The organism is Pseudomonas sp. N-1-13 (genome assembly GCF_057787095.1).
Window position 1 is genome coordinate 3,245,184 of record NZ_JBYNRI010000001.1, and the last position, 26,710, is coordinate 3,271,893.

The 26,710-nt window shown below is 59.7% G+C and carries 24 protein-coding genes and 2 pseudogenes; 13 read left to right on the forward strand and 13 right to left on the reverse strand.

The window, feature by feature from the left end:
• The first annotated feature begins 80 nt into the window (after positions 1 to 80).
• The 4 genes from AC3I65_RS14640 (at position 81) to AC3I65_RS14655 (ending at position 4,118) form a co-directional block, all read left to right on the forward strand.
• Complete coding sequence (locus AC3I65_RS14640; protein WP_139049870.1) at positions 81 to 404, forward strand: PepSY domain-containing protein; 324 nt, start codon at positions 81 to 83, stop codon at positions 402 to 404.
• A gap of 76 nt (positions 405 to 480) precedes the next feature.
• A complete protein-coding gene (locus AC3I65_RS14645) occupies positions 481 to 957 on the forward strand; it encodes a DUF2271 domain-containing protein (protein WP_160892172.1) in 477 nt (158 codons plus the stop codon).
• A gap of 25 nt (positions 958 to 982) precedes the next feature.
• Positions 983 to 3,163 carry a PepSY domain-containing protein gene (locus AC3I65_RS14650; protein WP_488523926.1) on the forward strand — a complete coding sequence of 727 codons (2,181 nt, stop codon included), beginning with the start codon at positions 983 to 985 and terminating at the stop codon, positions 3,161 to 3,163.
• Entirely contained in the window at positions 3,153 to 4,118 is a 966-nt protein-coding gene (locus AC3I65_RS14655) for an FAD:protein FMN transferase (RefSeq protein ID WP_488524311.1), read from the forward strand. Before AC3I65_RS14650 ends, AC3I65_RS14655 begins: the two co-directional genes overlap by 11 nt.
• A gap of 87 nt (positions 4,119 to 4,205) precedes the next feature.
• Here the strand turns inward: AC3I65_RS14655 and AC3I65_RS14660 are convergent, their stop codons facing one another.
• Entirely contained in the window at positions 4,206 to 5,060 is an 855-nt protein-coding gene (locus tag AC3I65_RS14660; protein ID WP_107322795.1) for a LysR family transcriptional regulator, read from the reverse strand.
• A gap of 74 nt (positions 5,061 to 5,134) precedes the next feature.
• Between AC3I65_RS14660 and AC3I65_RS14665 the strand changes: the two genes are divergently transcribed.
• Positions 5,135 to 6,082, forward strand: a complete 948-nt coding sequence (locus AC3I65_RS14665) for a DMT family transporter (RefSeq protein ID WP_107322796.1) — start codon at positions 5,135 to 5,137, stop codon at positions 6,080 to 6,082.
• Positions 6,083 to 6,088: 6 nt separating this feature from the next.
• On the opposite strand, the gene AC3I65_RS14670 is transcribed toward AC3I65_RS14665, so the two are convergent.
• Both AC3I65_RS14670 and AC3I65_RS14675 read right to left on the reverse strand, forming a co-directional pair.
• A complete protein-coding gene (locus AC3I65_RS14670; protein WP_160892168.1) occupies positions 6,089 to 6,625 on the reverse strand; it encodes a DUF488 domain-containing protein in 537 nt (178 codons plus the stop codon).
• A 131-nt stretch (positions 6,626 to 6,756) separates the two neighbouring features.
• Positions 6,757 to 6,996, reverse strand: a pseudogene (locus AC3I65_RS14675) (LysR family transcriptional regulator); the annotation flags it as partial.
• 91 nt (positions 6,997 to 7,087) lie between these two features.
• On the opposite strand from AC3I65_RS14675, the gene AC3I65_RS14680 reads away from it, so the two are divergent.
• Positions 7,088 to 8,080, forward strand: a complete 993-nt coding sequence (locus AC3I65_RS14680) for a DMT family transporter (protein WP_488523927.1) — start codon at positions 7,088 to 7,090, stop codon at positions 8,078 to 8,080.
• A 67-nt stretch (positions 8,081 to 8,147) separates the two neighbouring features.
• Positions 8,148 to 8,543, forward strand: coding sequence for a VOC family protein (locus tag AC3I65_RS14685; RefSeq protein ID WP_076384292.1), 396 nt, complete (start codon positions 8,148 to 8,150; stop codon positions 8,541 to 8,543).
• Here AC3I65_RS14685 and AC3I65_RS14690 read toward each other — a convergent pair.
• Complete coding sequence (locus AC3I65_RS14690) at positions 8,540 to 9,484, reverse strand: LysR family transcriptional regulator (RefSeq protein WP_488524312.1); 945 nt, start codon at positions 9,482 to 9,484, stop codon at positions 8,540 to 8,542. The two genes, AC3I65_RS14685 and AC3I65_RS14690, sit on opposite strands and share 4 nt — an antisense overlap.
• Positions 9,485 to 9,629: 145 nt before the next feature.
• Between AC3I65_RS14690 and AC3I65_RS14695 the strand changes: the two genes are divergently transcribed.
• A complete protein-coding gene (locus AC3I65_RS14695; protein WP_488524313.1) occupies positions 9,630 to 10,832 on the forward strand; it encodes an MFS transporter in 1,203 nt (400 codons plus the stop codon).
• Between the two features lie 69 nt (positions 10,833 to 10,901).
• Here the strand turns inward: AC3I65_RS14695 and AC3I65_RS14700 are convergent, their stop codons facing one another.
• Together AC3I65_RS14700 and AC3I65_RS14705 are read right to left on the reverse strand one after the other, a co-directional pair.
• Entirely contained in the window at positions 10,902 to 11,681 is a 780-nt protein-coding gene (locus AC3I65_RS14700) for an EAL domain-containing protein (protein ID WP_488524314.1), read from the reverse strand.
• A gap of 136 nt (positions 11,682 to 11,817) precedes the next feature.
• A complete protein-coding gene (locus AC3I65_RS14705; protein WP_139050065.1) occupies positions 11,818 to 13,140 on the reverse strand; it encodes an APC family permease in 1,323 nt (440 codons plus the stop codon).
• Positions 13,141 to 13,395: 255 nt separating this feature from the next.
• Between AC3I65_RS14705 and napE the strand changes: the two genes are divergently transcribed.
• From napE to AC3I65_RS14730, 5 genes are read left to right on the forward strand one after another with little or no spacing between them, the layout of a single operon-like run.
• Entirely contained in the window at positions 13,396 to 13,563 is a 168-nt protein-coding gene (gene napE, locus AC3I65_RS14710; protein WP_047225634.1) for a periplasmic nitrate reductase, NapE protein, read from the forward strand.
• A gap of 36 nt (positions 13,564 to 13,599) precedes the next feature.
• Positions 13,600 to 13,860: a chaperone NapD gene (locus tag AC3I65_RS14715; protein ID WP_047225633.1), complete on the forward strand. Its 261-nt coding sequence runs from the start codon at positions 13,600 to 13,602 to the stop codon at positions 13,858 to 13,860.
• Complete coding sequence (gene napA, locus AC3I65_RS14720) at positions 13,857 to 16,361, forward strand: nitrate reductase catalytic subunit NapA (RefSeq protein WP_139049864.1); 2,505 nt, start codon at positions 13,857 to 13,859, stop codon at positions 16,359 to 16,361. The genes AC3I65_RS14715 and napA overlap by 4 nt, the downstream gene beginning before the upstream one ends.
• A gap of 11 nt (positions 16,362 to 16,372) precedes the next feature.
• A complete protein-coding gene (locus AC3I65_RS14725) occupies positions 16,373 to 16,858 on the forward strand; it encodes a nitrate reductase cytochrome c-type subunit (RefSeq protein ID WP_047225631.1) in 486 nt (161 codons plus the stop codon).
• 9 nt (positions 16,859 to 16,867) lie between these two features.
• The gene (locus tag AC3I65_RS14730; protein ID WP_013692861.1) at positions 16,868 to 17,464 is read left to right on the forward strand and encodes a cytochrome c3 family protein; all 597 of its coding nucleotides are present in this window, start codon (positions 16,868 to 16,870) and stop codon (positions 17,462 to 17,464) included.
• A gap of 24 nt (positions 17,465 to 17,488) precedes the next feature.
• On the opposite strand, the gene AC3I65_RS14735 is transcribed toward AC3I65_RS14730, so the two are convergent.
• The 7 genes and pseudogenes from AC3I65_RS14735 to AC3I65_RS14765 form a co-directional block, all read right to left on the reverse strand.
• Positions 17,489 to 17,983, reverse strand: coding sequence for a methyl-accepting chemotaxis protein (locus AC3I65_RS14735; RefSeq protein WP_370695198.1), 495 nt, complete (start codon positions 17,981 to 17,983; stop codon positions 17,489 to 17,491).
• A gap of 93 nt (positions 17,984 to 18,076) precedes the next feature.
• Positions 18,077 to 18,844, reverse strand: a pseudogene (locus AC3I65_RS14740) (PAS domain-containing protein); the annotation flags it as partial.
• Positions 18,845 to 19,062: 218 nt separating this feature from the next.
• Positions 19,063 to 21,420, reverse strand: coding sequence for an efflux RND transporter permease subunit (locus AC3I65_RS14745; protein ID WP_488524315.1), 2,358 nt, complete (start codon positions 21,418 to 21,420; stop codon positions 19,063 to 19,065).
• Between the two features lie 120 nt (positions 21,421 to 21,540).
• Positions 21,541 to 22,620, reverse strand: coding sequence for a WD40/YVTN/BNR-like repeat-containing protein (locus AC3I65_RS14750; protein ID WP_488523928.1), 1,080 nt, complete (start codon positions 22,618 to 22,620; stop codon positions 21,541 to 21,543).
• A gap of 86 nt (positions 22,621 to 22,706) precedes the next feature.
• On the reverse strand, positions 22,707 to 24,068 hold the full coding sequence (locus AC3I65_RS14755) for a DUF1329 domain-containing protein (protein ID WP_107322802.1): 1,362 nt from the start codon (positions 24,066 to 24,068) through the stop codon (positions 22,707 to 22,709).
• Between the two features lie 18 nt (positions 24,069 to 24,086).
• Positions 24,087 to 25,733, reverse strand: coding sequence for a DUF1302 domain-containing protein (locus AC3I65_RS14760; protein ID WP_076384270.1), 1,647 nt, complete (start codon positions 25,731 to 25,733; stop codon positions 24,087 to 24,089).
• A 94-nt stretch (positions 25,734 to 25,827) separates the two neighbouring features.
• The gene (locus tag AC3I65_RS14765; RefSeq protein ID WP_488523929.1) at positions 25,828 to 26,595 is read right to left on the reverse strand and encodes a coniferyl-alcohol dehydrogenase; all 768 of its coding nucleotides are present in this window, start codon (positions 26,593 to 26,595) and stop codon (positions 25,828 to 25,830) included.
• Between the last annotated feature and the right edge of the window lie 115 nt (positions 26,596 to 26,710).

Sequence of the window (26,710 nt, forward strand, 5' to 3'; positions counted from 1 at the left end):
GGTCAATCTGAAGATTCAGGTGAATGTCAGGATTGCGCCGTAGGTTATGCCAACGATGGCGCCTTGATAGGAGATGGATCATGAAATCAGGTTTTATAGCCAGTACCGCGTTATTGAGCGTGCTTTTCAACGGATACGCGGTGGCCGATGAAGACTGCAGCGACCCCGTCAGCGACTGGCAATCACGCGAAACCTTGCGTCAGCAGGTAGAGCGGCAATACGGCTGGAGTGTGCAGCGCATCAAGGTCGACGACGGTTGTTACAAGCTCAAGGGACTGGACCGCCAAGGCAATGTTGTCGAAGCCCGCTACTCACCGGCATCGCTGCACCTGCGCAAGCTGGAGATCCACTTCCGGGCCGACAGCGATGGCGGGGAATACCTCGGAAAGCCGTTGATCAAATGACAATTTTGCGGCCCTTCAGGTTGCTGTCAGCAAGCAGGTCCAGGCTCTGTATCAACGCTCAAGAAAGGACAAGGCCATGAAAAAATTTATCGCTGCAACCTGTATCGCCGGCGCCATCAGCATCGCCCTGCCGGGGCTGGCCCAGGCCCGCGAAGTCACCCTGACGACCCAACTCAAACGCTACAGCGGAAATGATGCGTATCTGGCGATTTATCTCACTGATGCCAACGGTCAATACCAGAAGACTCTTTGGGTGGCCGGAAAAAAAGCCAAGTATTACAAGCACCTGAGTGACTGGGCACGTGGAAGCAAGCTCAATCCCAGTGAGTTCGACGGGGTCAGCGGCGCCAGTGTCGGCAGTGGGCGCACACTCAAAGTCAGCGTCGAGCTTGCAGATACCCTGATCGATGCCGGGTATCAGATCCGAATCGACAGTGCCGTTGAAGACAAGCGTGATGTCCGCGCCGATGTCAGTGTCCCCCTGACGTCCGAAGGCGCAGGCAAGCCGGCGGCCGGCAGTACTTACGTCGAATCCTTTACTTACGATTTGTAGCCCCTGCCGTTTCCGGAGACTGAACATGCTTCGCCAGTTTCATTCCCTGCCCGGCCTGATCGCCGTCCTGCTGGTCATGTTGTTGGCCATCAGCGGCGCGATTTTGTCGGTCAACCCGGCTCTGGAGCGCTTGGCCGGCACGGCCACCGCCGCCGGGCAGGTCAACGTCGGTCAGTTGGCCGGGCGCGTAGCCAAGCACTTTCCCGGCGTGGAGCAGATCCAGCGCACAGCGTCGGGGACCGTCATCGTCTACTACAACCAGGACGGTCAGGCTGGAGCCGAAAAGGTTGACCCACTGACGGGTCGAGGCTTGGAGGCTTATGAACCATCCGCCTTCTCGCGCTGGATGAAGGGGCTGCACCGGTCGCTGTTGCTTGGCACACCAGGTCATGGAGTAGCGGGCGTCGGCGCGCTGTTCATGCTGCTACTGTCAGTCTCCGGAGTGCTGTTGTTGGTCCGTCGGGTGGGCGGCTGGCGCAACCTTCTGCGGCCATTGCGTGGCGACTTCAACCAGCGCTGGCACGCTGAAGTCGGCCGTCTGATCTTGCCTGGGCTGCTCCTGTCGGCACTCAGCGGGCTTTATATGTGCGCCACGACCTTCGACTTGATTGCCGACGGCAGCCAAAGTGAGCCCACCTTTCCCACCTATGTCAGTACCGGCCCGGCGTTGTCGGTGGCGAACCTGCCAGCCTTGCAGGTCACCGATCTGAATGACCTGCGCGAACTGGTCTATCCAAGTCCCAGCAACCCGCAGGACGTGTACTCCTTACGCACAGCCCAGGGTGACGGCTACGTGGACCAGGCCTCAGGCGCCTTGCTGTCTTACCAGGCCCACGACGCCATGCACAACGCCTACGAAATGATCTATCAACTGCATACAGGTGAGGGCCTCTGGTGGCTCGGCTTGTTGCTAGGCCTCTGTGCACTCTGTGTGCCGTTGATGAGCATCACCGGCATCCTGATGTGGTGGGACCGCCGCAGATCCGGACCCAACATCCGCAATAACAGCACCGCGCAAACCGCCGACAGCGTGATCCTGGTGGGCAGTGAACACAACACCACGTGGGGGTTCGCCAACGCCTTGCATGTTGCTTTGCATGAGGCCGGCCACCGTGTCCATAGCGCGGCGATGAACCAGTATTCCAATGACTACGGCAACGCCCAGCGCCTGTTCATCCTCACCGCGACCCACGGCGACGGCGACGCACCGGCCCAGGCTGCGCAGTTTCTGGCAAGGCTGGCCAAAGTCGGTCTCAAGCCTGGTCAGCCATTCGCCGTACTGGGCTTTGGTGACCGGCAGTTTCCACGTTTCTGTCAGTTCGCCCAGCAGGTACAGGAAGCCTTGTTGCAGGCCGGTGGTTCACCCTTGATGGGGCTGGAGACCATCAACCGCCAATCTTCTCAGGAGTTTGCCCGTTGGGGCCACGCATTGGGCGAGGTGTTGGGGGATGACCTGATGCTGGTCCACACGGCAAAACGACCGCATACCCATAGACTGGTGCTGGCCGAGCGCATCGTCTACGGTGAAAAGGTAGACACCCCCACCCACGTACTGCGTTTCAAGGCGCCTGGAAGGTTGCCCACCTTTGAAGCCGGTGACCTGGTTGGCATTCTGCCCCCTGGCAGCTCGGTTCCGCGTTTCTACTCGCTGGCCTGTGGTTCACAGGACGGCGTGTTGGAGATATGCGTACGCAAACACAAAGGGGGCTTGTGCTCACAATTGCTCCACAGTCTGGACATCGGCGCGCCGATAGAAGCCTTTATCCAGCCCAACCCACAATTTCGCCCGGCCTTGGGCGCTCACCCCGTGATTCTCATCGGCGCCGGTACTGGCATAGGTCCCCTCGCCGGTTTTATTCGTAATAACACGGCCCACCATCCCATGCATCTGTATTGGGGCGGGCGCAACCCGACATCGGATTTCCTTTACGAGTCGGAGCTGAACGGCTACCTGGCCGACCACCGCCTCACCGCACTGCGCCCCGCCTTCTCCCAGGCGATGGATCCCTGTTACGTGCAAGACCGGCTGATCAACGATACGAAAATCCTGCGACAGTTGATTGAGAATGGTGCTCAGGTGTTGGTATGTGGCGGCCGTGAAATGGCCAAAGGCGTGATGCAGGCACTGGATGAAATACTCGCGCCGCTCAACCTGAGTGTGCAGGCCCTCAAGGTACAAGGACGCTACCGTGAAGATGTCTACTGAACTGCAACGCTACAGCCTCAATGGCGAGACCATGGGCACCCGATACACGGCCCTGTTCTATGCTGGAGCCGAGCTGGATACCAACGAGGTTGGCTGCAGCCTGGCATGTGCCGTTTCCCGGGTAGACCAGCAAATGTCCATTTGGAAACCCGACTCCGATCTCAACCGCCTCAACAGCGCCCCCGAACACCAATGGGTGCCTGCGCCCAAAGAACTGGTTACGGTGCTGGCGGCTGCGCTGCGTGTCAGCGAGCAATCTGGCGGCGCTTTTGATATCGCCGTCGGTGACCTGGTAGAGGCTTGGGGATTTGGTTGCAGCGAAAAATCTGCCACGCAACCGGTGCTCGGTACGTTGCCACTCCATGCCAGACCATCCGCCAGCGCAGGACTGGTGGTGGACCGGCAGCATAATCAAGTGCGTAAACGTGGGCCGCTGCATCTCAACCTGAATGGGATTGCCAAGGGTTTTGGTGTCGATGAACTGGCCCGCTGCCTGGAAAGGTTTGGTATCACTTGCTATCTGGTTGGTATTGACGGCGAGATGCGTGCCGGGGGTCTAAAACCTGACGCCCAACCTTGGAAAGTGGCCATCGAAAAACCCTGTCGGGGCGTGCGTGAAGTCATGGGCGTCATGGAACTCAGCGAGGCTGCCATCGCAACATCCGGGGATTACCGACACTGGATCGATGTGAAGGGGCAGTCCTACGCCCATACTATGAACCCGGCTACGGGCACTCCAGCGCGCAACTCGCTCGTGGCCGTCACGGTGGTGGCCAATTCCTGCATGCTCGCCGACGCCTGGGCCACAGCGCTGCTGGTATTGGGCGAAACCGAGGGCCCTCGCCTGGCACAAGAGCGCGGCATGGACGCTTTATTCGTCCTGCGTGATGCAGACCAGTTCAAAGAAATCTCGATTGTCGGCGGACAATTGCAAACGCGCATTCAGACGCACTGACGGGGCGATACGGGTGATCCCATCCCGGACGCCGCCGTTGTCGGGCGATAAAAAACAACCCTGGCGTGGTTGCCCCCGCCCCTTTCATCAAAGCCGAAAATATTGCTGCATGGCCCGGGAGAGCAGGTTCACCGCCTCATCGGCATGGGACGCCTGCGCTCGAATGAACACCACCTCGTGCTCCGGCACCCGGGGCAGATCATCGAGGATCTGCATCTTGTCCGTCACCCGGGCCCGGTCTATCAGACTGATCGCCAAGCCGGCCTCCACACACGCCTTGACGGCCTGGGTGGAGGGGCTTTCCAGGACAATGCGCGACTTGCGAGCGCATTGCTTCAGCGCTTCCACCATGGCTTGTCGATAAGGGCACTGCGCCGCATGCACGGCCAGTGGCAGCGGCTGCGTCGAGGCAATCACGCTATTGATCGGGCCGACCCAAACAGGTGTCGTGGAGGTTAACCGCAGAGACTCTGTGTCCGGCAGCTCCTTCGGCCGGGCAATCACCGCAGCCTGGAGTTTTTCACGTTGAACCTGATCACGTAGCGCGTAGCTTGGCGCCGTCCTGAGCTCCAGTACCACGTTCGGCCAGGCGGCTGCGAATGTCGGAAGGATGTCGCGGATGACATGGTCCGCATATTCATCCGGCACGCCCAAGGTGATACGCCCCGCCAGACGGGTGCCATGCAGGTCGGCCAAGACCCGGTCGTGGGTACTGAGCAACTCGGTGGTAGACAGGAGCAAACGCTTGCCCAGTGCGGTCAGGGAAACCGCCTGATTGTCACGGTTGAGCAATCGTCCACCGGCGACCGCTTCCAGCCGCTGGATGTGCACGCTCACCGCTGCCGGGCTTTTGTGCAGTTGCTCCGCCGCCGCACTGAATTTGCCGATGCGCGCCACCGCATGAAAAGTCCGTATCAGTTCGATATCGAGTATGGCCGGCATAATTCAACCTTTGTGAATGACTGTTGCATTATATTTTGATTTATTAGATTAGCCTGCTTTCGTAGCCTGTGGGCATGAATGCATACCGATCGATCTCATGCCCTGCTCTCTCCAAACCTCAATGGCACCAGGCGATACCTCTGTTCTTACTCGAGGCGGCGCTGGTGTTGAGCTGGAGTTCAGGCTTCATCGGCGCGCGCTTCTCGCTTGATTACGCGCCGCCGTTACTGGTCGTGTTCTGGCGCTGCGTGCTGGTCACGCTCGTGCTGTTCCCGTTTGTCGCCAGGAACTTGAGGCGAACCTCGGCTGCCGTGCTGCTGAAAAACGCCGGCATCGGTTTGCTGGCCATGGCGGGGTATCTGGCGGGTATTACCCAAGGCATTGCCTTGGGCGTACCGGCCGGGCTCGCTGCCCTGTTCGCCGACCTTCTGCCCATGGGCCTGGCTTTATTGGCCGCAGGCGTCCTGGGACAGCGACTGGCCTGGCCGGTTTGGGCCGGCCTGGTCATCGGTTTGGTCGGGGCCGCGCTGGTGACACATGGCGCGCTGGCCTGGGGCGATGCGCCCTTATGGGCTTATGCGCTGCCGCTGCTTGGCATGCTTTCACTCGCCGTCGCGACATTGTGGCAAAAGCACCTCCCGCCATCGCAGTCCTTGGGCCTACTCCCCAACCTATGGCTGCAATGCTGTGTTTCGGGCTTTGCCTTCGCTTTGGTCGAGGGCTTACAGGGCAGCCTCGCACCGATACCCAGCACAGGTTTTATCTTGAGTGTCCTGTGGACCGCGGGCTTGTCTACGATTGGCGGATATGGGCTCTACTGGCTGTGTCTGCGCCGCGCGTCAGCCACCCGGGTCGCCAGCGTCCTGTACCTCAGCCCCCCCGTTACGATGCTGTGGGCCTGGGCGATGTTCAACGAACCTCTTTCCTGGCAAATGGTGTCGGGCATGGCGGTGTCCGGGATCGGCATCTGGATGGTGGTGCGCACCGAAACTCGGCAGCCAGTGGCCGACACAGCTCAGTAGCCCTGTTCACTCTCCAGCGGGATAAGTCAATTTCAGCCCGTGAACCTTCGCAGCCGGACTCAACACCGCTGTATTGGCTTTATCTTTGTCCATGATATGGATGACTTCTACACCGCGAAGCAACAGATAGTCGGCGACGATCCTGCGATGGCAACGCCACCAAACAGCCTCCGCACACATGATGGCGCAGTGGTGAGTCTTGCTGAGCGCGAGGAGGCGATTCAGACCGACCTCAAATTCTTGCGAAAGGGCGTAGTCCGCGTAGTTATGGAAACTTCGATTGACCCAGAATGCGTTGACCTCATCGGCAACGGTCTTTGATTTTTTTCGTAATCCGCCAAGCTCCGGAATCTGTTGATGCCCGATATCGAATTCGGCCAGTCGTTGTGCAAGCGTATCCAGATTGTATTGAGGATTTGTCCGTGATCGCGGGACGGTCCTGATATCGACAATGGTATCGACACCAAAACCGCTGACGATCTCCACGAACTGTTCGAGGGTTCGGGTCGAATGACCCACTGTGTAAACACGGACAATTTGCATAAATACTAATCCACACCTGATTCCTTTCAGATGACCTGTGCAAGCAAGCCAGGTTCTAGTGGATTCACGCAAATCCGCCAGGGTGACAGCCGTCAGCCCTCACTTTCCAACTCCCCCTCAAGCCACTCGATCAGTGCGCTCACTTCAGCGCGATCTGCTGCGTGCGAACTTCTGAAAACCGACACTGCGCGGTTGCGCCGACTGAAGAGCTTTAGCCCAAGATTCTCTTCAAGTCCCCGTATCTGCCGACTGATCGCCGCTTGGGTAATGTGCAGCTCCTCGGCGGCCTTCGAAAAACTCTCCAGCCGCGCCGCCGCTTCAAAAGGCAATAAACTGGCGAGCGGCGGTAAAGACTTTCCAAGCGTATTCATAATCACCGGTAATGCATCCGTGGCCGAGAACTCGTTTGTAGCATAGCCCTGACGCTACGCAACATGAGCTGAATATCTCATGGATAGACCGATGCTCAGGAATGACTCAAACACCACCGCAGGCGTGGCCCTCGCCGTCGTCGCCACTCTGAGTTGGGCCTTGAATTTCGTAGCGCCCTACGTCACCGGTGCCTATTCGATCTACGACTTGATGATCGTTCGGTTTCTGATCGCCGGGACGCTGGGTATGGGCGTCATGGTGTTCTATCGAGCTCGACTTCGACGCCTGAGCCGCGAACAGCAGCTTCTTGGCGCAAGCCTGGGAATTATCGGGTACCTCGGGTATAGCACTTGCATTGCCGCCGGAGTGATTTACGGAGGGCCGGTACTGACCCCTGCACTTATTGGCATGGTGCCGCTTCTGCAGGCCGTGCTCGGCAACGCCACGAGCAGAACCCTCGAATGGCGCAAGCTCGTGATACCACTGGCGTTGATGACAGGCGGGCTGTTGCTGTTGAACGTCGGCAGTCTCAATCACCTCCCAACTGGCGACAGTGCCTGGCGCAAGGGGCTGTTCTTTTCAATCAGCGCAGTGATCCTCTGGCTCGTATTCGCCGCGTTGAATCAAAGGGGCCTGGAAAAACTTGCCGTCAACGCATCAGGGGCCTGGACCGGCTTGATGATGGCAGGCGCCGGGCTGGGCACCTTGATCGCCTTACCCGCCGTACTGGTGCTTGATCTTCTGAAACTGCCAAGTCTGGGCTTCAGTGTTTCCGTGGCTGGGCCGTTGTATGCCTGGGGGCTCTTTATCGCGCTGATGTCGTCGGTCGTCGGGGCCTGGGCGTGGAATGCCGCGTCCCGTCGCCTGCCCATGGTGCTTAGCGGGCAGCTGATATCCCTGGAGTCACTCTTCGCGACGATACTAGGCCTGGTGTTTCATCAGCGACTGCCCACTCTTTGGGAAACCTCAGGGCTAGCCGGTGTTCTTGTCGGCGTGGTTGTGGCCGTTCGTATCATCCTGACATCCAGCGAATCGACCGACCGCGCCCGACACGAGGAGAACATCGCCAGGCGCACCCGGTGATGCATCTTTCACTGATCATCGTTTCGCGCCAGACTCATTCGATTCCCTGACCGCAAGGATAGCCAGCATGATCTCTCACGTTTTCCTAGGCATAGGCGATTTCGACCGCGCGTTCGCTTTCCATTCAAAGATAATGGCCGGGCTGGGCCTTACGTTGAAGTTCTGCGACGCCACTAAAGGCTGGGCCGGTTGGGTTTGCGAGGGCTCGCCTCGGCCGATCTTCGTGATTGGAAAACCATTTGACGGCAACCCAAGCGCGCCCGGTAACGGTCAGATGGTGGCGCTGCTGGCACCCAGCCGGGAGCTTGTCGCACGCAGCCACGCAATGGCGCTGGCCCTGGGAGGAACGTGTGAGGGAGCGCCTGGATTGAGGCCCCATTACCACCCCGACTATTACGGCGCCTATTTTCGAGACCTCGACGGCAACAAGCTGTGTGTCTGCTGCCATGATCCGCTGGGTTAGACGTCCACGGCTTTGCGAGGCTTGCCTTCTACCGGCTGACACAAATTGGCCGCAAGTGCTTCCAGCAAGGCACTGACCTTGGGAAGCTTCTCACGGCTTTTCTGCCAGGCAAGGTTGATCACCATTCCGTCGGTTGCCAGATGGGCAAGCACCTCAATCAACGTGCCCTCCTCAAGCTGCCGCTGGATCAACCATGAAGGTAACTGTGCAATCCCGCACCCGGCCGATACCGCAGCAACCAGCCCTTCACCGTCCCCCACGACCAACGCTGGCGACACCTGTTTTCTTACCGTCTCGCCGGGACGCTCACCGGCAAAATTCCACGGACTGAGCTTGCCGTCCGGCCAGCCGTAGGCGAGGCACTGGTGATGTTCCAGATCGCGATCGGTCATGGGGATGCCATGCTTGGCCAAGTACATGGGTGAGGCACAGAAGACATGCCATTCACGACCCAGGTAACGATGCCCCAGCGCGTCAGGCCAAACCTGTGAGCCGCCAATGGTGACGACGATATCCACGCCTTCCTGGAGAGGGTCGATGAAACGATCCGTGAACGAGATGTGCGGCACCAGCCGCGGATAGTCCTGGATACACCGCAAGATGATGGGCATCACTTGCGAACGACCAAAGGCTGCCGGAAGGTCAAGCCGGACCCTGCCCTGTGGCTCGGCGTCTTCAGCACGCAGCGACAGCTCGGCCTCTTCAAGGTCTGCAAGCACCCCCGTGCAGGTGCGATAGAACGCCGTCCCAGCGTCCGTCAGCGATACCCGCCGGGTGGTGCGATCGAACAATCGAGCGCCAAGACGGCTCTCCAGACGGGCGACGCTTTTGCTGATGGCCGAGCCCGTGAGGCTCATCCGCTCTGCGGCGGCCTTGAAGCTGCCGGATTCGGCGACGCAGACAAAGACATCGATCCCCTTCAATCGCTCGGAGGAAAACATTAGGCGTCCTGTTATTGATGAATTGAGTTCAACCTGCAATGGAAAATCCATCATAAATCAGAACTGGATTCCTCAGTAAACTTGCCGCGAGCGTATTGCGCCACGCTGCGCCCCTGGCAATGATCGATTGAACAAAGAGGCAAGGATGCTCGCTACCCTTAGAAACTACCCCACGACCGTCAACCTGCTGCTTTGCGCGTCTTCGATACTGACGTTGGGCCGAGCGATCACGCTGCCCTATCTGGTTATCTATCTGTCCGAAAACTTCGCCATGGGTGTGGCGGATATCGGAGTGGTCATCGGCAGCACACTGATCATTGGATCGCTATTGAGCCTCTATGGCGGTTTCCTCGTGGACAGGCTCTCCAGCTACCGACTCATTCTGGGGTTCAGTGGGTTGTTCAGCCTGGGGTTCCTTGGGGCAGTCGTGACGCGCGAACTCTGGCTTTTTTTCATCTGCCTGGTGCTGATCAATCTGGCATATGCCGTCATCGATATAGCGGTCAAAGCGGGATTTGGCAGCTTGCTCCCCGCCGCCGAACGCAGCGAAGTGTTCTCGATCAAATACACGCTGACCAACATCGGCTATGCCGTCGGACCGTTTCTCGGGGCGGGGATAGCCAAGCTAGGGATCAGCTTGCCCTTTCTATTGTCTGCCGGGCTCGGTGCCGGCTTCTTTCTCATTTACTTCGTTTGGGGCGACAGACATTCCGCCCCCGTCGACGCAGGCCAGGCGCCTGTGCCTTTCCTGGCGGTGGGCAAGGTTCTGTTTCACGACTACCGGCTGGTATGTTTCACCCTTGGCGGCCTGCTCAGCGCCGTAGTCTTCGGCCAGTTCACCGCCTATCTCTCGCAGTATCTGGTGGTGACCACCACGCCTGAGAACACCTACCGAATCATCAGCGCTATCGTCACGACCAATGCGCTGATGGTGATCAGCTTGCAATATTCCATCGGCAAGAAAATATCCCATCGGCATCTGAATCTTTGGCTAGTGGCCGGGCTGGGAATGTTCCTCATGGGCCTGGCCGGTTTCGCCCTGTCCAACTCGGTGATGTTCTGGGTGATGTCCATGGCTGTATTCACTGTCGGGGAAATAATCGTATTCCCCGCGGAATACATGTTCATCGACAACATCGCGCCCAACCATCTGCGCGGCATGTACTACGCCGCGCAGAACCTCGGCAACCTGGGGGCCGCGGCCGGGCCGTTGCTCTGCGGCGTGGTCCTGGCCACGCAACCGCCCCACAGCATTTTCTACATGCTCGCGCTCTTTATTATCGCGGGAGGAGCTTTTTATATATTGGGTGCCTCCCGCTGGCTCAACCACGGCCGACAAAAACCGTGAAAAGCCTCTGCCATCTCACCCAGCGAACAAAAAGTGTCTTTGGAGCAGACCGTGAACGCCCCGTACACCTCAGTCAAAACAGCCAGGCGGGAGGCGACCGACCTCGGGTCTTGCGAACAGGTATCCCTGCATCAGATCGATACCCAGCTCCAGGAGCGCGGCGCTTTCCCCACGCGTCTCAATGCCCTCGGCTATGACGGTAATGCCCAGGCGTTTGGCGACCAGGACGATACCCTCGACAATCGCTTGCTTGACGGTGTCTTGATCAATCGTGCGGGTCAACGCCATATCAATCTTCAGCACTTGCGGCTGAAACATGGCCAGCAGATTGAGCCCTGAGTAACCGGAGCCGAAATCGTCAATGGCGGTGGTGAAACCCTGGCGCTCGTACTCCACGAAAATCGACTTGAGGTGGTCAGGATCTACCACCTTCTCGCCTTCCGTTACTTCGAACATGAGTCGGTTTGGCGGGAAGTTTGTATTACGTGCGGCTTCCAGGGTTGCCCGGATACAGGTCTCGGGCCTGTACACGGCATTGGGCAGGAAATTGATGCTGAGCAGGCAATCGGCAATGTCCAGAATGCCCAGCCGGGCGGCTTCCTCGATCGCCTTCACGCGACACGCCTGGTCGAACCGGTAGCGGTTACCGTCATTGACCAGCCCAAGAATGTAGCCTGCCGATTCGCCATTGACGCCCCGCACCAACGCCTCATAAGCGAACGCGGTGCGCGTTCGCACATTGAAGATGGGTTGAAAGGCCATTGTGAAGTCGAACCCCAGCGCCTCGTGGTTGCGGCATTCGGCGCAACCGAGGGATTTGAAGGCTGGATCGGAGGAGTCTTGGGTCATGATCAATATTCCGTTGCTTAACGGGGCATCCCCTGCACATGCAAGGAACTGTAGTCGACACCGTTTGAATCGGCACAGTCCGAGCTTTCTGGAGGACGTTTGAGTCCATGATTACCGACGGGACTCCTCCAGCCCGCTAGCCAGGCTTTATCGCCACGGGCATCGCGATACGCGTGCAGGCGTAAAGCAATATTCCGACAACCATCAAGGCTGCACCGCGAAGCCAGGTTTCCAGGCTTTGCTGACTGAGCAATATCAAACACGAAACGATAGCCAGAACGGGCACCCAGGTTGGCACCCGAAAATGCGCTTCCTCAACCGTGTCACGCCTTAACACCAATACCGCCAGATTTGTGCTGAGGAATACGAAAAGCAACAGCAGAACAACTGTCTGGGCCAATGCAGCAAGGGTGCCGGTCAGTGTCAACGCAATAGATACAAGGGTCGTGGCGATGATAGCGACCCAAGGCGTACGTCTGTTGGGCAGTACCTGCGCCAAGGCCTCCGGCAACAGCCCCAGACACGCCATTCCATAGGCGAGTCGACTGGCCATGATCAGAGTCAGCAACGCTCCGTTGGCCACGGCGATGAGCGCGATAAAGGCAAACACGCGAGGTGGAATGTTCAATCCCGATGCCCGGACGACTTCCAGCAACGGGGCCGACGTTGCGACCAGTTGCTCCATCGGCAGCACTGAAGAGGCTGCGACACCAACGGCCATGTAGACGACCCCGGCGGTCAACAATGCCGCAAATAAGGCGCGCGGATAGACCTTTCGAACATCACGTATTTCCTCAGCCAGATTGGCGGATGTTTCAAAGCCGACAAACGAATAGAAGGCCAGCAATGCCGCCCCCAACACCGCCAGCATCGGACTGACCCCCGGCTTGAATTGCAACGCGGCTTCCAGGTGAGCATCACCGGAACGGAAAAACCAGGCGGCAGCCACAACGACCAGAATCAGGCCTGACAGTTCTATGAGCGTCATCACCAGATTCGCCCCCAGAGACTCTTTTATTCCCCTGGCATTCAAGAGCGCTATGACCACCAGAAACACCAGGGCCGCGACGTGCGGTGAGACCTGAACAAATGCGCCCAGATAATCACCCGCGAAAGCCAGCGAAAGACCGGCAGCGCTTGTGACAGCCGCAGCCAGCATGCAGAACCCGACCAAAAACGAAATAAGCGGTGACTTGAATGCCTTCTCGGCATACACCGACGCCGCTCCCGCATGGGGGTATTTGGTGACCAGCTCCGCATACGAACCGGCCGTCAGCATTGCGAAGAATAATGCGACCAGCAACGGCACCCAGATCGCGCCGCCCACCTCCCCCGCGATCGTGCCGGCGAGCGCATAAACGCCGGCGCCGAGTACATCGCCAAGAATGAAAAGAAACAGCATCGGTCCTGTCACCGCCCGGCGCAAGGAGGTCCGGGATTTAGGGGGCGTTACTTTCATATTCTGGCTCTGCTTCAAACATGCACGTGTTGGGTACCTCGCGTTGCGCCAGGCAGTGGTATGACTCTCTGAGTAGTGGAAGTATTTGCCCAGTGAAAGTTCAGAAATGTTCCCCATCATCGCGCCGTCCGGGTCAATCGTCAGAGTCATTTACTGGCCCTTGGTGGGACCGTTGGTCGAAAGCAAAATCGGGCACACAGGCCAGTCCAGCAATCGTGATCTAGTATCAACGCAGGTTCGGCTGGAGAAGCCCCAATGTCGTTGGCTGAAGAACGCAAACCTGAACGCCGCAAGGAAACCCGGCTGTTCCTCTTCCTTGTCGTGTTCCTCTTTCCGCTGCTGTCGGTCGCCATCGTCGGCGGCTACGGTTTCCTCGTCTGGTTTTTCCAGATGCTGTATGGCCCTCCTGGCCCTCCCCACTGACCGGTGGCTTTTTCTTGAGGCTATTGGAGCCCGTTCATGGACGAAACCCTGCATATCGCCAGTCTTGTCGTACTTGCCCGACCGGAGATGTTCGACGCGGTCAAGGCCAACCTGCGCCTGCTCGATGGCCTGGAGCTGCATCAGGAAAGTGCCGCCGGAAAACTGGTGGTAGTGCTTGAAGCCGTGCATGAAGACCAGATCCTGCAACGCATCGACCAGATCAACAACCTGCCCGGCGTACTCAACGCGGCGTTGATCTATCACGAACTCCTCGAGCCCGAAGGAGACATCGAATGAGCATGACCCGCCGTGCATTCGTCAAGACCCAGGCCGCCGCCATTGCAGCCGCCGCTGCGGGCCTGCCGATCGTAACCTCTGCCAGCAACCTGGTGACCGAAGCGGACATGGTCACCCTGGACTGGAACAAGGCGCCTTGCCGGTTCTGTGGCACCGGGTGCAGCGTGATGGTCGCGACCCGGGATAACCGGGTGGTCGCCACCCATGGCGACGTGAAGGCCGAAGTCAATCGTGGGCTCAACTGCGTGAAAGGCTATTTTCTTTCAAAGATCATGTATGGCGTCGATCGCCTGACCCAGCCGCTGTTGCGCATGAAGAACGGTCAGTACGACAAGCAGGGCGAATTCCAGCCGGTCAGTTGGGAGCAAGCCTTCGACATCATGGAGCTGAAGTTCAAGCAGGCCCTGAAAAGCAAGGGGCCCGAATCGGTCGGTATGTTCGGCTCCGGACAGTGGACGGTCTGGGAAGGCTACGCCGCCAACAAACTGATGAAGGCCGGCTTTCGCACCAACAACATCGACCCCAACGCCCGCCATTGCATGGCCTCGGCGGTGATGGGTTTCATGCGCACCTTTGGCGCCGATGAACCCATGGGTTGTTATGACGACATCGAAGCCACCGATGCCTTCGTGCTCTGGGGCTCGAACATGGCCGAGATGCACCCGGTGCTCTGGAGCCGGGTCACCGATCGCCGCCTGAGCCAGCCCCATGTGAAAGTGGCGGTGCTGTCCACCTTCGAACATCGCAGTTTCGAGTTGGCCGACATCCCCATGGTGTTCAAGCCGCAAACCGACCTGCTGATTCTTAACTACATCGCCAACCACATCATTGAAAGCGGCGCGGTGAACCAGGATTTCATCAGCAAGCACACCCGCTTTGCCCGGGGTGCCGACGACATCGGCTACGGTCTGCGTCCTGACGACCCACGGGAAACCAGCGCGAAGAATGCCGGCAAGGCCAACACCTGGACGGATATTGACTTCGAGGCGTACGCCGCCTTCGTCAAGCCTTACACGCTGGAGCGAACCGCCAGGGAGACGGGGGTTGCACCTGAGCGACTGAAAAGCCTGGCGCAGTTGTATGCCGACCCCAAGCGTAAGGTCGTGTCGTTCTGGACCATGGGGTTCAACCAGCACACGCGTGGCGTCTGGGCCAACAACCTGATCTACAACATCCACCTGCTTACCGGCAAGATCAGTGAGCCGGGCAATAGCCCGTTCTCGTTGACCGGTCAACCGTCGGCCTGTGGCACGGCACGTGAAGTGGGGACTTTTTCCCACCGACTACCGGCCGACCTGGTGGTCACCAATCCCAAGCATCGCGCCACCGCCGAGAAAATCTGGAAGCTGCCCGCCGGCACCATCCAGGAAAAGCCCGGCTTCCACGCGGTGGAACAGAGCCGCATGCTCAAGGACGGTGTGCTCAACGTGTGCTGGACCCAGGCCAGCAACAACATGCAGGCCGGACCGAACATCATGCAGGAAGTCCTGCCGGGTTGGCGCAACCCGGACAATTTCATGATTGTCTCCGACGTCTACCCCACCGTTTCCGCCCAGGCCGCCGACCTGATTCTGCCCAGCGCCATGTGGGTGGAGAAGGAAGGCGCCTTCGGTAACGCTGAACGACGCACGCAATTCTGGCATCAGTTGGTGACGGCACCGGGAGACGCCCGGTCGGACCTGTGGCAGTTGATGGAATTTTCCAAGCGCTTCACCACCGATGAAACCTGGCCCGCCGAATTGCTCGCCAAGGCACCTGAGCTCAAGGGCAAGACCCTCTTCGAGGTGCTGTTCAAAAATGGCCAGGTGGACCAGTTCCCCGTCGAGCAGTTGGAAGCCGGCTACAAAAACGATGAAGCCAAGGCCTTTGGGTTTTACCCGCAGAAGGGGCTGTTCGAGGAGTACGCCCAATTCGGTCGCGGCCATGGACATGACCTTGCCGCATTTGACCGTTACCACAGTGAACGGGGCCTGCGCTGGCCGGTGGTGGATGGCAAGGAAACCCGCTGGCGTTATCGCGAGGGGCTGGACCCCTATGTGGAGAAAGGCAGCGAGGTGCAGTTCTATGGCTATCCGGACAAGAAGGCGATCATTTTCGCCCTCCCCTACGAACCGCCGGCCGAGGCACCGGATGCGGACTACCCGTTCTGGCTGAGCACCGGGCGCGTTCTTGAACACTGGCACACGGGCAGCATGACCCAGCGAGTCGAAGAACTCTACAAAGCCGTGCCGGATGCGCTGGTGTACATGCATCCCGAGGATGCCAAGGCCTTGAAAGCACGGCGCGGCAGTGAAGTGAAGCTGATCAGCCGACGCGGTGAGATCCGTGCGCGCATCGAAACCCGCGGGCGCAACAAGCCGCCTCAAGGATTGGTATTCGTGCCGTTTTTCGACGCCAACAAGCTGATCAACAAGGTCACGCTCGATGCCACCGACCCGATCTCCAAGCAAACCGACTACAAAAAGTGCGCGATACGCATCGAGTTGGTCAGCGTGGCCTGAGGAGAACCCTGATGCTTTTTCGAATGCTGCCCTTGTTTCTGCTTGCCGCGATTGGCGTGGTGATCGCGGCTGAAATCAACTACCCGCTCGACGCGCCAGCTCCGGATGGGCGTCGCCCCGGCGGCACTCTGTCCCAGAACATGCCCGCCCCGCCCATTACCGATGAAGAAAACAAAGACCTCAAACGCGAGCGTAATTACCCGGATCAGCCGCCGACCATTCCCCACACCATCCGTGGCTATCAGGTCGACGCGAACGGCAACAAGTGCCTGTCCTGTCACAGCCGTGCCAACAGCGCACGGACCCAGGCAACGATGATCAGCATCACCCACTACATGGACCGCGATGGCCAAGCGCTGGCGGCCGTCTCACCACGTCGGTACTTCTGCAACCAGTGCCATGTACCGCAGGCGGACGTGAAGCCTTTGGTGGGAAACAATTTCGAGACAATCGACAAACTGCTGCAAGACAACGCCAACGCCACGAAGAAACCTTGAGGAGGCAACATGAAAGCACTGTTCGCCTTGCTCAAGGACTACTGGGGCGTCCTGCGTCGTCCGAGCCTGTATTACAGCCTGGGTTTCCTGACGCTTGGGGGCTTTATCGCCGGTATCGTTTTCTGGGGCGGCTTCAACACTGCACTGGAGGCGACCAATACCGAGACGTTCTGCGTGTCCTGCCATGAAATGCGTGACAACGTGTTTGTCGAGCTCAAGGACACGATCCACTACACCAACCGCTCCGGCGTACGCGCCAGTTGTCCGGACTGTCACGTGCCACACGAGTGGACCCATAAGATCGCGCGCAAGATGCAGGCCTCCAAGGAGGTCTGGGGCAAGATTTTCGGTACCATCGACACCCGCGACAAATTCCTCGCCCTGCGACGTGAACTGGCCGAGCACGAATGGGCCCGACTCAAGGCCAACGACTCGCGAGAATGCCGCAATTGTCACAACTTCGAATTCATGGACTTCACCCGGCAAAGCAAGCGCGCCTCGAGCATGCACTCGACCTCACTGGCCAATGGCGAGGCAACCTGCATCGATTGCCACAAGGGCATCGCTCACAAGTTGCCTGATATGAGCGGCGTCAAAGGCTGGTGAGGAGGTTCGGGCCGCCCATACGCATCAACCTACCCAGCCGATGGCCGTTTTCGGGATGACCTCGGACTCATCGAGTTTGGAGGCAAACATGCTCACCGCTTCGAGTGCGTCACTGGTACCGGTTCTGATCTGCAGAATAACCGATCCGGCCTGATCGGCCAGGGTTACGCCACGCAGGGCGCCCTCCTGGGTCACCGTCATGCTGGCGACGGCGTCACGGGTTTCAGACAGAATCAGGCCGATCATCTCGGCAATCTCGGCCGTCGAACGGCTGGTGCGCCCGGCCAGTTGCCGGACTTCATCGGCGACTACCGCAAACCCTCTCCCTTGATCGCCGGCCCGCGCCGCTTCGATGGCCGCGTTAAGGGCAAGCAGGTTGGTCTGGTCGGCGATGCCGCGAATGGTATTGACGATGGCCGTGATCTCTTCAGAACGCGCGCCCAACTGGCCGACCAATCGTGCAGAGGCCCCGATATTGTCAGCGATCTGGCGCATTTCCTTGGCCGTCTGCTGAATCACTTGCGAGCCCTGTTCAGCGACTTTCTCGGTCTCGGCAGAGATGTGGTAGGCACGGGAAGCGCCGCGCGAATCCTCTTCGAATTTCTCGACTCGTTCGCTGATGTCACTGGCGAACTTGATGATTTTGCTCAGCTTGCCTTCGGCATCGTAGACCGGGTTGTAACTGGCCTCCAACCAGACAACCTTGCCGTGCTTGCCCAGACGTTTGAATTGACCACTGAAAAATTCACCGCTATTGAGGCGACGCCAGAAATCGCTGTATTCGGAGCTGCTCACCAGCTCCTGCTCGCAGAACAGCCGGTGGTGCTTGCCTTTGAGTTCCGCCAGCGAGTAATTCATGACACTGAGGAAGTTGTCGTTAGCGGTCAGGATGTTGCCGTTCAGATCGAATTCGATCACCGCCATAGCGCGATCGAGTGCGGCCAGCTTGCCTTGGGTTTGCGCCTCGTTTGCTACCCGCGCGGTGACGTCGAGTGCATATTTGACCACTTTTACAACGCGGCCTTGTTCGTCCACTACCGGGTTATAGCTGGCCTCCAGCCAGACATTCCCACCCTTGCCATTGACTCGCTGAAAAGTGCCGGACACGAATTGACCGGACCGCAGGCGGTCCCAGAACTGACGATACTCGGCGCTGCTGACCAGCGCGGGCGTGCAGAAATCCCGATGAGACATACCGGCCAGTTGATCTGCCCGATGCCCCATCGTATGCAAGAAATTCTCATTGGCGCGCAGTACCTTGCCATCTGGGCTGAACTCCACAACGGCCATCGACCGCTCCAGAGCACCCACCAATCCTTTGTACGTTGCCAATTCGGCTGTCCTAGCCATCAATTCACTTTTCAGCGTTGAATTAAACATGACGTACCCTCGGCGAACCCACAAATCGATCGGACCTTATTGAGGGTATCGGCGAGTTGGCTGAAGGCTAAATACGGCGTGAAAGATTATGTTTTGACGCCAGATAAACGGCAGAAAAACCGTTTTGACTTGTCTCCATCGGATCGTGGAAATGGCCAGACCAGGCAAGCCGCATTGGCTTGCCTGGTCTGGCCCTTCGGTTGCCAGCGGACCGTCAGTCAGCCCTCCCCGACCGGCTGCAACACGCCGGCGGCCTCAGGCTTTTTTGCGAACAGCCTTTGTGGCAACAGGAAGTACGCCAGTGCCGGCAACAGGATCAGCGCGCCGAGCATGTTCACCAGGAACATGAAGGCCAGCAGGATGCCCATGTCGGCCTGGAACTTGATCGGCGAGAAAGCCCAGGTCGCCACGGCGATAGCCAGGGTGACGCCGGTCAGCAGAACCACCTTGCCGGTGAACAGCAGCGCGCGGTAATAGGCCTCGGACAGCGTGGCGCCGGCGCGCATGTGGGTCAGGATCACGCTCAGCACATACAGCGCGTAGTCGACCCCAATGCCCACCCCGAGGGCGATCACCGGCAAAGTCGCCACCTTCACGCCCATGCCCAGACCCACCATCAGCGCCTCGCAGAGGATCGAGGTGAGCATCAGCGGCAGCACCGCGGCGAGTACCGCGCGCCAGGAACGGAAGGTCACCCAGCAAAGCAGGATCACGGCACCGTAGACCCAGAACAGCATCTCGCGCATGGCCTTCTTCACCACAATGTTGGTGGCTGCCTCGATGCCGGCGCTCCCCGCAGCGAGCATAAACTTCACGTCCGGCAGTTGCTGCTGGGCGACAAAGGCTTCGCTGGTCTGCACCACCCGCTCCAGAGTGTCAGCCTTGTGGTCGGCCAGGTAGACGTAAAGCGAGAGCAGCGAACAGCCCTGGTTGAACAGCTCACGCGGCGCACGGGTCTGTACCGCGCCGAGGGCCCCGTCATTGGGAATCAACTCGTACCATTTGAAGTTGCCCTCGTTATATCCGGCGGCGGCGATCTTGCTCAGGGCCGCCATGGAGTTGGTCGACTCGACGCCCGGCAATTGCTCCAGTTGCCAGGCCAAAGCATCCACCGCCGCCAGGGTCGGATAGCGGGTGCATTGGTCTTCCGGGGTTTTGACCATGACCACGAAAATGTCCGAACTGGCCGCGTAGTTCTGCGTCATGAAAGCCGCATCGCGGTTGTAGCGCGAGTCTGGACGCAGCTCCGGAGCGCCTGGGTCCAGATCGCCGATTTTCAGGTGCAGGCTGACGGCGAAACCGCCGACCGCCAGCGCCAGGCCCACCAGGCAAGCGCCGTAAGCCCAGGAGCGCCGGGTGAACAGGTCGAGGAAACTCCAGAGCGGATGCTTGACGTTTGCTTTCAACTCAGCGGTTTCGGCCCGCAAGCTGCGCTCGGCCGCCTTGGCGCCGACACCGATATAGCTGAGCAGAATCGGCAGCAGGATCAGGTTGGTGAAGATCAGCACCGCCACTCCGATGCTGGCGGTAATCGCCAGGTCCTGGATCACGCGGATCTTGATCACCATCAGCACCGCGAACCCCACCGCATCACAAAGCAACGCGGTCATGCCGGCGGCAAACAAGCGGCGGAAGGTATAACGCGCGGCGACCACCCGGTGCGTGCCACGACCGATGTCCTGCATGATGCCGTTCATCTTCTGCGCGCCGTGGCTCATGCCGATGGCGAACACCAGAAAAGGCACCAACGCCGAATAGGGATCCAGGTCGTAACCAAGGCTGGCGAGCAGCCCGACCTGCCAGAGCACCGCCACCAGGGAGCAGAGCACCACCAGCGCGGTGCTGCGGGCACAACGGGTGTACCAGTAGAGCACCACGACCGTCACCAGCACGGCAACCACGAAAAACAGCATGACCTGGACCAGTCCGGCAATCAGGTCGCCGATGATCTTGGTGAACCCAGTGATGTGGATCTGGATTCGATCGCTCTGGTATTTGTCGCGCAAAGCTTCCAGCTGCCGGGAAAATTCGCCGGCATCCAGCGCCTTGCCGGTCACGGGATTGATTTCCAGCAGCGGCACGAATATCACGCTGGACTGAAAGTTGCCCGCCACCAGTTGGCCGATCTCGCCGGAGCGGGCAACGTTGGTGCGCACCTGCTCCAGACTGGCGGCGGAACCGTCATAGGTGTCCGGGATCACCGTGCCGCCATCAAGGCCCTCCTCTGTCACGGCCGTCCAGCGCGTGGTCGGCGTCCAGAGCGACTTCATATAAGGCTTGTCGACACCCGGCAGCAAATAGATCTCGTCGTTGAGCCTGGCGAGAACGTCGAGGTAATCCTTGTCGAAGATGTTGCCGTCCTTGACCGCCACGGCAATGCGCACTGAGTTACCCAGGCCGCTCAATTCGCTGCGTCGCTCAAGGAAATTGGCGACGTAAGGGTGCGACGTCGGAATGGTTTTTTCGAAACTGGCATTGAGACCGATCTTGCTAGCCTGGTAACCCAGCACCAGGGTGGCCAGCAGGCAGAGCAGAATCACCCAGGGGCGATGATTGAAGATCGCCCGCTCGCCCATGTTTCCGGAACGCGGATCGAAATCCTCCAGACGGGCGATTACCACTTGCTGTTCGAGGGCGGGATTATGGTCGTTCACATCGGACTCCGAATACGGCCGCATAGGGCTCTGGCAAGTGTTTCAACGTTGCGCCGAGTAAAGGTCATGCTTGAGGCGGGTCACGCCACTGAGGCCGACACCAATCAAGCTGCCGTCCGGGGCGGCCACCAGGCCGGCGATCGAGGTGCCGGTCGGTCCTTTCAAGTGCCGCAAGCTGCGGCCTCGATCGAGGCTGAGCAGCAGATCGCCGGCCTGGCTGGCCAGGATCAACGTGCCATCAGGCGAGCGAGTGCCGGCCGACAAAGCCACTTCCAGCCCCGTCTCGATCCGCCGCCAACTCACACCCTGGTCGCCCGACCAATAAGCATTGCCGCGCAGACCGAAGGCCAACAACTCTCCGGCCGAGCTGCCCTGCACACCGAAAAAACTGCCGTCATAGGGTGAATCGAGGGCCTCGAAGCGGCTCCCGTTGTCAGTCGAACGCAGCAGCAGACCGCGTTCGCCGACGATGAATAGCGCACCGCCTGCCGGGCGAATGCCGTACAGGTTGAGGCCCTCGGGGTTATCCACCTGCTGCATCCACGGCTGCCAACTGTCGCCACCGTCAGCGGTACGCAGAATCAGGCCATAGGCGCCGACCACATAACCGTTGCGACGGTCGCTGAAATACAGGTCGAGAAACGGCTTGTCCGGGCCATCGGCGATCAGCCACTCGGCGTCCTTGAGCCGCTTGGCGTCGTTGCCTTGTTGAGCCGAAACCAGCGCCAGGTGCGCCGCTGCGACACCATCGAGTTGCTTGACCCAGGTTTCGCCACCGTCGGTGCTGTGAAGAATCACGCCCAGATGACCGACAGCCCAGCCCCGTTCGGCATCCACGAACTGCACCGCCGTCAGGCTGACGCTGACCGGCACACGGGCCTGGCGCCAGCTCTGGCCGGAGTCATCAGAGAGCAGCACGATGCCGCGTTCGCCGACCGCCACCAGCCGATCGCCCGCCCGGGTTACCGCCAGCAGCACCGCACGGGGTGCCTTGGCACTTTGCAAGGCCGGCTGGTTGAGTAGTGCTATGCCCGGGCTGGCCGTCGCCCAGCCTGACACTGATAACGCAGCCAGCAGCAAGGCCACCGGTAGCGCCCGCATGAGTGAAAAATTACCGATCATGTCCGCTCCAACCGCCGCATAAGAATTATCCAACCGCTGATCGCACAAGGCGCCGATGCCTGGGCTCCGGCGCCTTGCACAATTGCTTAGCGCATACTGTCGCTGGCCATGGCGTCAGGGGTGAAGAACGCGGACGGCGGACGCGGATAGCTCTGGTACTGCACATCCAGGTCGTTGGCCGAGGAGTTCAGGAAGTAGGCGCCGGTCTCCAGGTTGTAGCTGCCCCACATCATCTGAGCGGTCAGCGCGGGCATTTCAGGCGCCAGCAACGTCAGCGAATAGTTATGCCGCCCCAACTTGCCTTGGGCGTCATAGCCGTCGAGCAGCAGTACTTGCCACGAGTCCTCGTCCACGTAATAGGTGCGCTTGGGCACCACATGACGTTTGCCATCCTTGAGTGTCGCGCTCACGACCCACACCCGATGCTTCTCCCACCGCACCAGATCCGGGTTGAGGAAGCCTGGCTTGAGCAACTCGTCGCTGCTCGCTGCTGCCGCGCGGTTGTTGTTGTAGGGCACCAGCAACTCTTTCTTGCCAACCAGCTTGAGGTCGTGGCGGTCGGTCGGACCGAAGATCATGAAGGCCTCGTCGAAGAAACCGACGCCCGAGGTGACGAAGTCCGGCGTATCGTAGGCAACGTTCGGCGCACGACGCACCCGGCGCTGGCCGACCAGGTACTGCCAGGCGGCACGTTTGCCGGGGTCCATGTCCCAGTGGGTCATCAGACCCTCGCCGGCCTTGGAGGACGGTTGCTCCGTGGCCAGTTTGCCAATCAGAAACTTGCCTGCGAAGGTTTCCAGGCTGCCGTCTTTGAAGTAGTAGGGTTGCTGGTACCAGAAGCGCGCGCGGGTGGCCTGGATTTTCTTGCCGCCTGCGGTCATCAGCCAGGTATCAAAAGGCGAATAGAAGGTGTCTCCGCCTTGCCAGGACAGGCGGTAGTTCCACAGCACCTCGGCGCCGTTTTGCGGCAATGGAAATGGGATCCCGCCATAGGCGCCGCTGACCTTTTCGGTGGCCACCTCAAGGTTCGCGCGGGTAGCGTTTTTCAGGGTGTTGTCATACACCCACTGAGGCGCTGCGGCACTGCGCCGGGTGGGATAGACGTCCAGACGGTAAGCGGGATACTTCTGCAACAGGGCTTTGGTGCCTTCGGCCAATTGGTCGGCGTACTGCGCCATGTTGGACGCGCTGACCGAGTACAGCGGCTTGTCGGCGGCGAACGGATCAGCGCGTTTATCGCCATTCTTGTAGCCGGCCGGTGCTGTGGTGTAGCCACCTGTCCATTCCGGAATGCTGCCGTCTTTGTTGCCGGCGCGCTCGGCGCCAAGGGGGGTGAGGTCCGAGTTCAGGCGTGCGGCCTGCTCCGGGGAAACGGCCGCGTGCACCAGGCCGGCACTGAGCAAGGCAATGGCCAAGGCCGAAATACGCAAGGAAAGGTTGCTGTGCATAACGAATGAAACCTCTTATTAGAATGTGGTTTTCACATACATGGAGACAAAGTCACGGTCGGCCAGCGATTGCCCGTAGCTGAAGTTGCCGTCCTCGCGCAGCCCTGCCTCCTTCTTGCCGAAGAAGTTCACGTAGTTGATGCCGAAGTCCCAGCGTTGCAGGTAAGTGGCTTTGACACCGACACTCCAGTCGCCTGCGTGGGTATTGCCGAACCCGGCCTTGCTGACCGCTGAGGAGCGCCCATCGAGGACCACGCCAAAACCCATCGGTACGCTCAGGTCGAGACCGTCGGCCACCTGGAAATAAGCCGGTTCGGCCAGCACGCGCAGCGCCGTGGCGTCCCGGGTGGTGTTGGCGTCCAATGCCGCGCGGTTGTCGGTGACGCTGAGGGTGCGGTTCCAGGCCAGTTCGGCGAGCACCGAACCACCATCCCACAGCGGGCCGGGCGACAGCAGATAGATGGTCGAGAGGTTGACGTGGGCGGTCTTGCCCTTGGCGTAGAGCGCATCGCCGTTGTTGTCCGCCGCCATGGCAGGTGTCACCACCTGCAGGTTGCTCACCAGCGGTGCGTCCCAGCGCACCGAGGTTTCGCCGGCGAAATTGAACGGGCCATAAGCCGTGGAGAAGCTGGCGCCGAGGGTTTTGATGTCTTCGGCGTAAACCTGGCGATAGGACCCCAGGATCGGCAGCCCGGTGGCCGCGGCCGCTGCACCGTCCAGATAGGCATAGAGCGCGCTCGGCGCCTTGTCGTGATACTTGGCAGCGTAGAAGCCCAGTTCCAGTTCGGTGCCTTCGGGCTTGTAGCGCAGTTGCATGCCGCCTTGGCCGGAGTTCCTGGCCTCGATATCGGAGGCATGCACGGTGGTGTTGCCAAACACCTGGGTCCAGTCGCCGGAACCTTCGCCGATACCATCGTTGTCACTCAGGTAGCTGCCCGCCCCCGGCAGGTTGGAACGCTCCCATTCGAACTGATAGTAGGCACCCACAGACAACTGCGGGTTGATCTGCAACTGCCCGGACACCTGATTGACCGGACGCAGGATTTCCTTGAACTGGGTGCCGGGTACGCTGAGCAGCTTGACGATATCGCTCGGCCCCTGGGCATTGGCAATGCCGTTGCCCCCGTAGAACAGGCTTTCGCCATAAATCAGGCTATGCCGGCCCAGCCGCACGGTGCCCTGGCTCGACTCGCCGACATCACCCCGCACAAACACGAAGGCGTCAAGCAATTCGGCGTCGCGCCCGTGCAGTTCGCGGGTATCGTCGAGAAAGTGCCGTTGCTCGCTGCTGTCGGTGTTCTTGTTGTAGATATCGTCGTACCAGGCCGCGCCGCTGAGGCGCAGGCCATAGTTTTCCCGGCTCAGGTCCATCTCACTGAACAGGTCCAGGCGGTTGGAGACCAGGCCGCTGCTGAAATTCTTGTCGCCCTGACTCTGGATCGAGGGGTACAGGCCCCCCGCCGTCGGCGCGTTGACCAGATTGTCGTCGGCCCCTTGCAGACGCCACGCCTGGCTGTATTTGAGGGTGTTATCCCAGCGCAGGCGCCATTGACTGTCGCCCAAGTCTATTTGCGCAGCCTGGGGCTGGGAGGCCCAGCCGGCCAGGCAGACCGAGAGTGCCAGGGCTGAACGCTTGAAGCCTGGATAGCATCGAGAGTTGTGCATGGTGTTCCTCATTGTTCTTGTTGTTGGAAGCATGTTTTTTGAACTGGCCGTTCGCTCGTAGTCGGCCGGTGGTCACTCGCCCAGGGCTCCTCGTTCAGATGTAGGTGGACGCCAGGCCACCATCGACCGGCAGATTGACGCCATTGATCCAGCGCGATTCGTCGGCACACAGAAAGGCGATGGCAGCCGCCACTTCATCGGCGTAGGCCGGGCGCTTCATACGATGAGCGTCAGCCTCGACGCGCTCTTGACCGAGCATGCTGACGAAATCACCCAGGATGGGCGTGAACACCGGGCCCGGCGCCACGCAGTTCATGCGCACAGAGGTCTGCAGGAACCAGGGTTGGGACTGCTGGTAATTCCAGACGATCAAGGCCTCTTTGAAATACTGGTAGCAGCTCTCCCGAGGCACCGGATGCTCGGCCAGCCAGGCCTGGCCATGGGCAAAGCTTTGGGTATCGGCCAGGGCCTTGTGCAAGTCCAGGCGCTGCGGCCATTGCGCACCCAGAATCGAGGCGACGTTGACGATGCTGCCTCCGGTAACAATGCGCGGTAGCACTGCCCCACAGAGATGGCGCACCCCCAGGTAATTGACCTGGGCAACCGCTTGCGGATCGGCGGTACCGGGGACTCCTGCAATGTTGCACAGGCCGTCGAGCGCCTGCGGCAACTGCTGCACGGCCGCATCGATGACATCCGGGTGGCTGAGATCAGCCTGGATGAAATCGTCCAGGCTCAGGTTGGGCTCATTGCGATCCATGCCGATGACGATGGCCCCGTGGGCACGCAGGATCCTCGCGGTTTCGGCGCCGATGCCCGAGGAAACCCCGGTCACGACTATCCTCTTGTTGGTCAACTTCATACGGGCTTCCCGATTCTTGCTTGTACTGCCTGCTCGAAGGCGGCGACAGCCAAGCCATATTGTTATTGCCGAATTAGTTAATCTCGGTAACTAGTTGTAGCAAGCGATATGCCAT

Bases quoted from the DNA above. Each gene is read 5' to 3' on its own strand.
- AC3I65_RS14715 (WP_047225633.1), top strand. From the start codon at position 13,600: ATGGACGAAACCCTGCATATCGCCAGTCTTGTCGTACTTGCCCGACCG.
- AC3I65_RS14640 (WP_139049870.1), top strand. From the start codon at position 81: ATGAAATCAGGTTTTATAGCCAGTACCGCGTTATTGAGCGTGCTTTTC.
- AC3I65_RS14705 (WP_139050065.1), bottom strand. From the start codon at position 13,140: ATGAAAGTAACGCCCCCTAAATCCCGGACCTCCTTGCGCCGGGCGGTG.
- napA (WP_139049864.1), top strand. From the start codon at position 13,857: ATGAGCATGACCCGCCGTGCATTCGTCAAGACCCAGGCCGCCGCCATT.
- AC3I65_RS14760 (WP_076384270.1), bottom strand. From the start codon at position 25,733: ATGCACAACTCTCGATGCTATCCAGGCTTCAAGCGTTCAGCCCTGGCA.
- AC3I65_RS14685 (WP_076384292.1), top strand. From the start codon at position 8,148: ATGATCTCTCACGTTTTCCTAGGCATAGGCGATTTCGACCGCGCGTTC.
- AC3I65_RS14650 (WP_488523926.1), top strand. From the start codon at position 983: ATGCTTCGCCAGTTTCATTCCCTGCCCGGCCTGATCGCCGTCCTGCTG.
- AC3I65_RS14645 (WP_160892172.1), top strand. From the start codon at position 481: ATGAAAAAATTTATCGCTGCAACCTGTATCGCCGGCGCCATCAGCATC.
- AC3I65_RS14670 (WP_160892168.1), bottom strand. From the start codon at position 6,625: ATGCAAATTGTCCGTGTTTACACAGTGGGTCATTCGACCCGAACCCTC.
- AC3I65_RS14680 (WP_488523927.1), top strand. From the start codon at position 7,088: ATGCTCAGGAATGACTCAAACACCACCGCAGGCGTGGCCCTCGCCGTC.
- AC3I65_RS14660 (WP_107322795.1), bottom strand. From the start codon at position 5,060: ATGCCGGCCATACTCGATATCGAACTGATACGGACTTTTCATGCGGTG.
- napE (WP_047225634.1), top strand. From the start codon at position 13,396: ATGTCGTTGGCTGAAGAACGCAAACCTGAACGCCGCAAGGAAACCCGG.
- AC3I65_RS14700 (WP_488524314.1), bottom strand. From the start codon at position 11,681: ATGACCCAAGACTCCTCCGATCCAGCCTTCAAATCCCTCGGTTGCGCC.
- AC3I65_RS14690 (WP_488524312.1), bottom strand. From the start codon at position 9,484: ATGTTTTCCTCCGAGCGATTGAAGGGGATCGATGTCTTTGTCTGCGTC.
- AC3I65_RS14750 (WP_488523928.1), bottom strand. From the start codon at position 22,620: ATGATCGGTAATTTTTCACTCATGCGGGCGCTACCGGTGGCCTTGCTG.
- AC3I65_RS14695 (WP_488524313.1), top strand. From the start codon at position 9,630: ATGCTCGCTACCCTTAGAAACTACCCCACGACCGTCAACCTGCTGCTT.
- AC3I65_RS14745 (WP_488524315.1), bottom strand. From the start codon at position 21,420: ATGGGCGAGCGGGCGATCTTCAATCATCGCCCCTGGGTGATTCTGCTC.
- AC3I65_RS14665 (WP_107322796.1), top strand. From the start codon at position 5,135: ATGAATGCATACCGATCGATCTCATGCCCTGCTCTCTCCAAACCTCAA.
- AC3I65_RS14730 (WP_013692861.1), top strand. From the start codon at position 16,868: ATGAAAGCACTGTTCGCCTTGCTCAAGGACTACTGGGGCGTCCTGCGT.
- AC3I65_RS14655 (WP_488524311.1), top strand. From the start codon at position 3,153: ATGTCTACTGAACTGCAACGCTACAGCCTCAATGGCGAGACCATGGGC.
- AC3I65_RS14755 (WP_107322802.1), bottom strand. From the start codon at position 24,068: ATGCACAGCAACCTTTCCTTGCGTATTTCGGCCTTGGCCATTGCCTTG.
- AC3I65_RS14765 (WP_488523929.1), bottom strand. From the start codon at position 26,595: ATGAAGTTGACCAACAAGAGGATAGTCGTGACCGGGGTTTCCTCGGGC.
- AC3I65_RS14725 (WP_047225631.1), top strand. From the start codon at position 16,373: ATGCTTTTTCGAATGCTGCCCTTGTTTCTGCTTGCCGCGATTGGCGTG.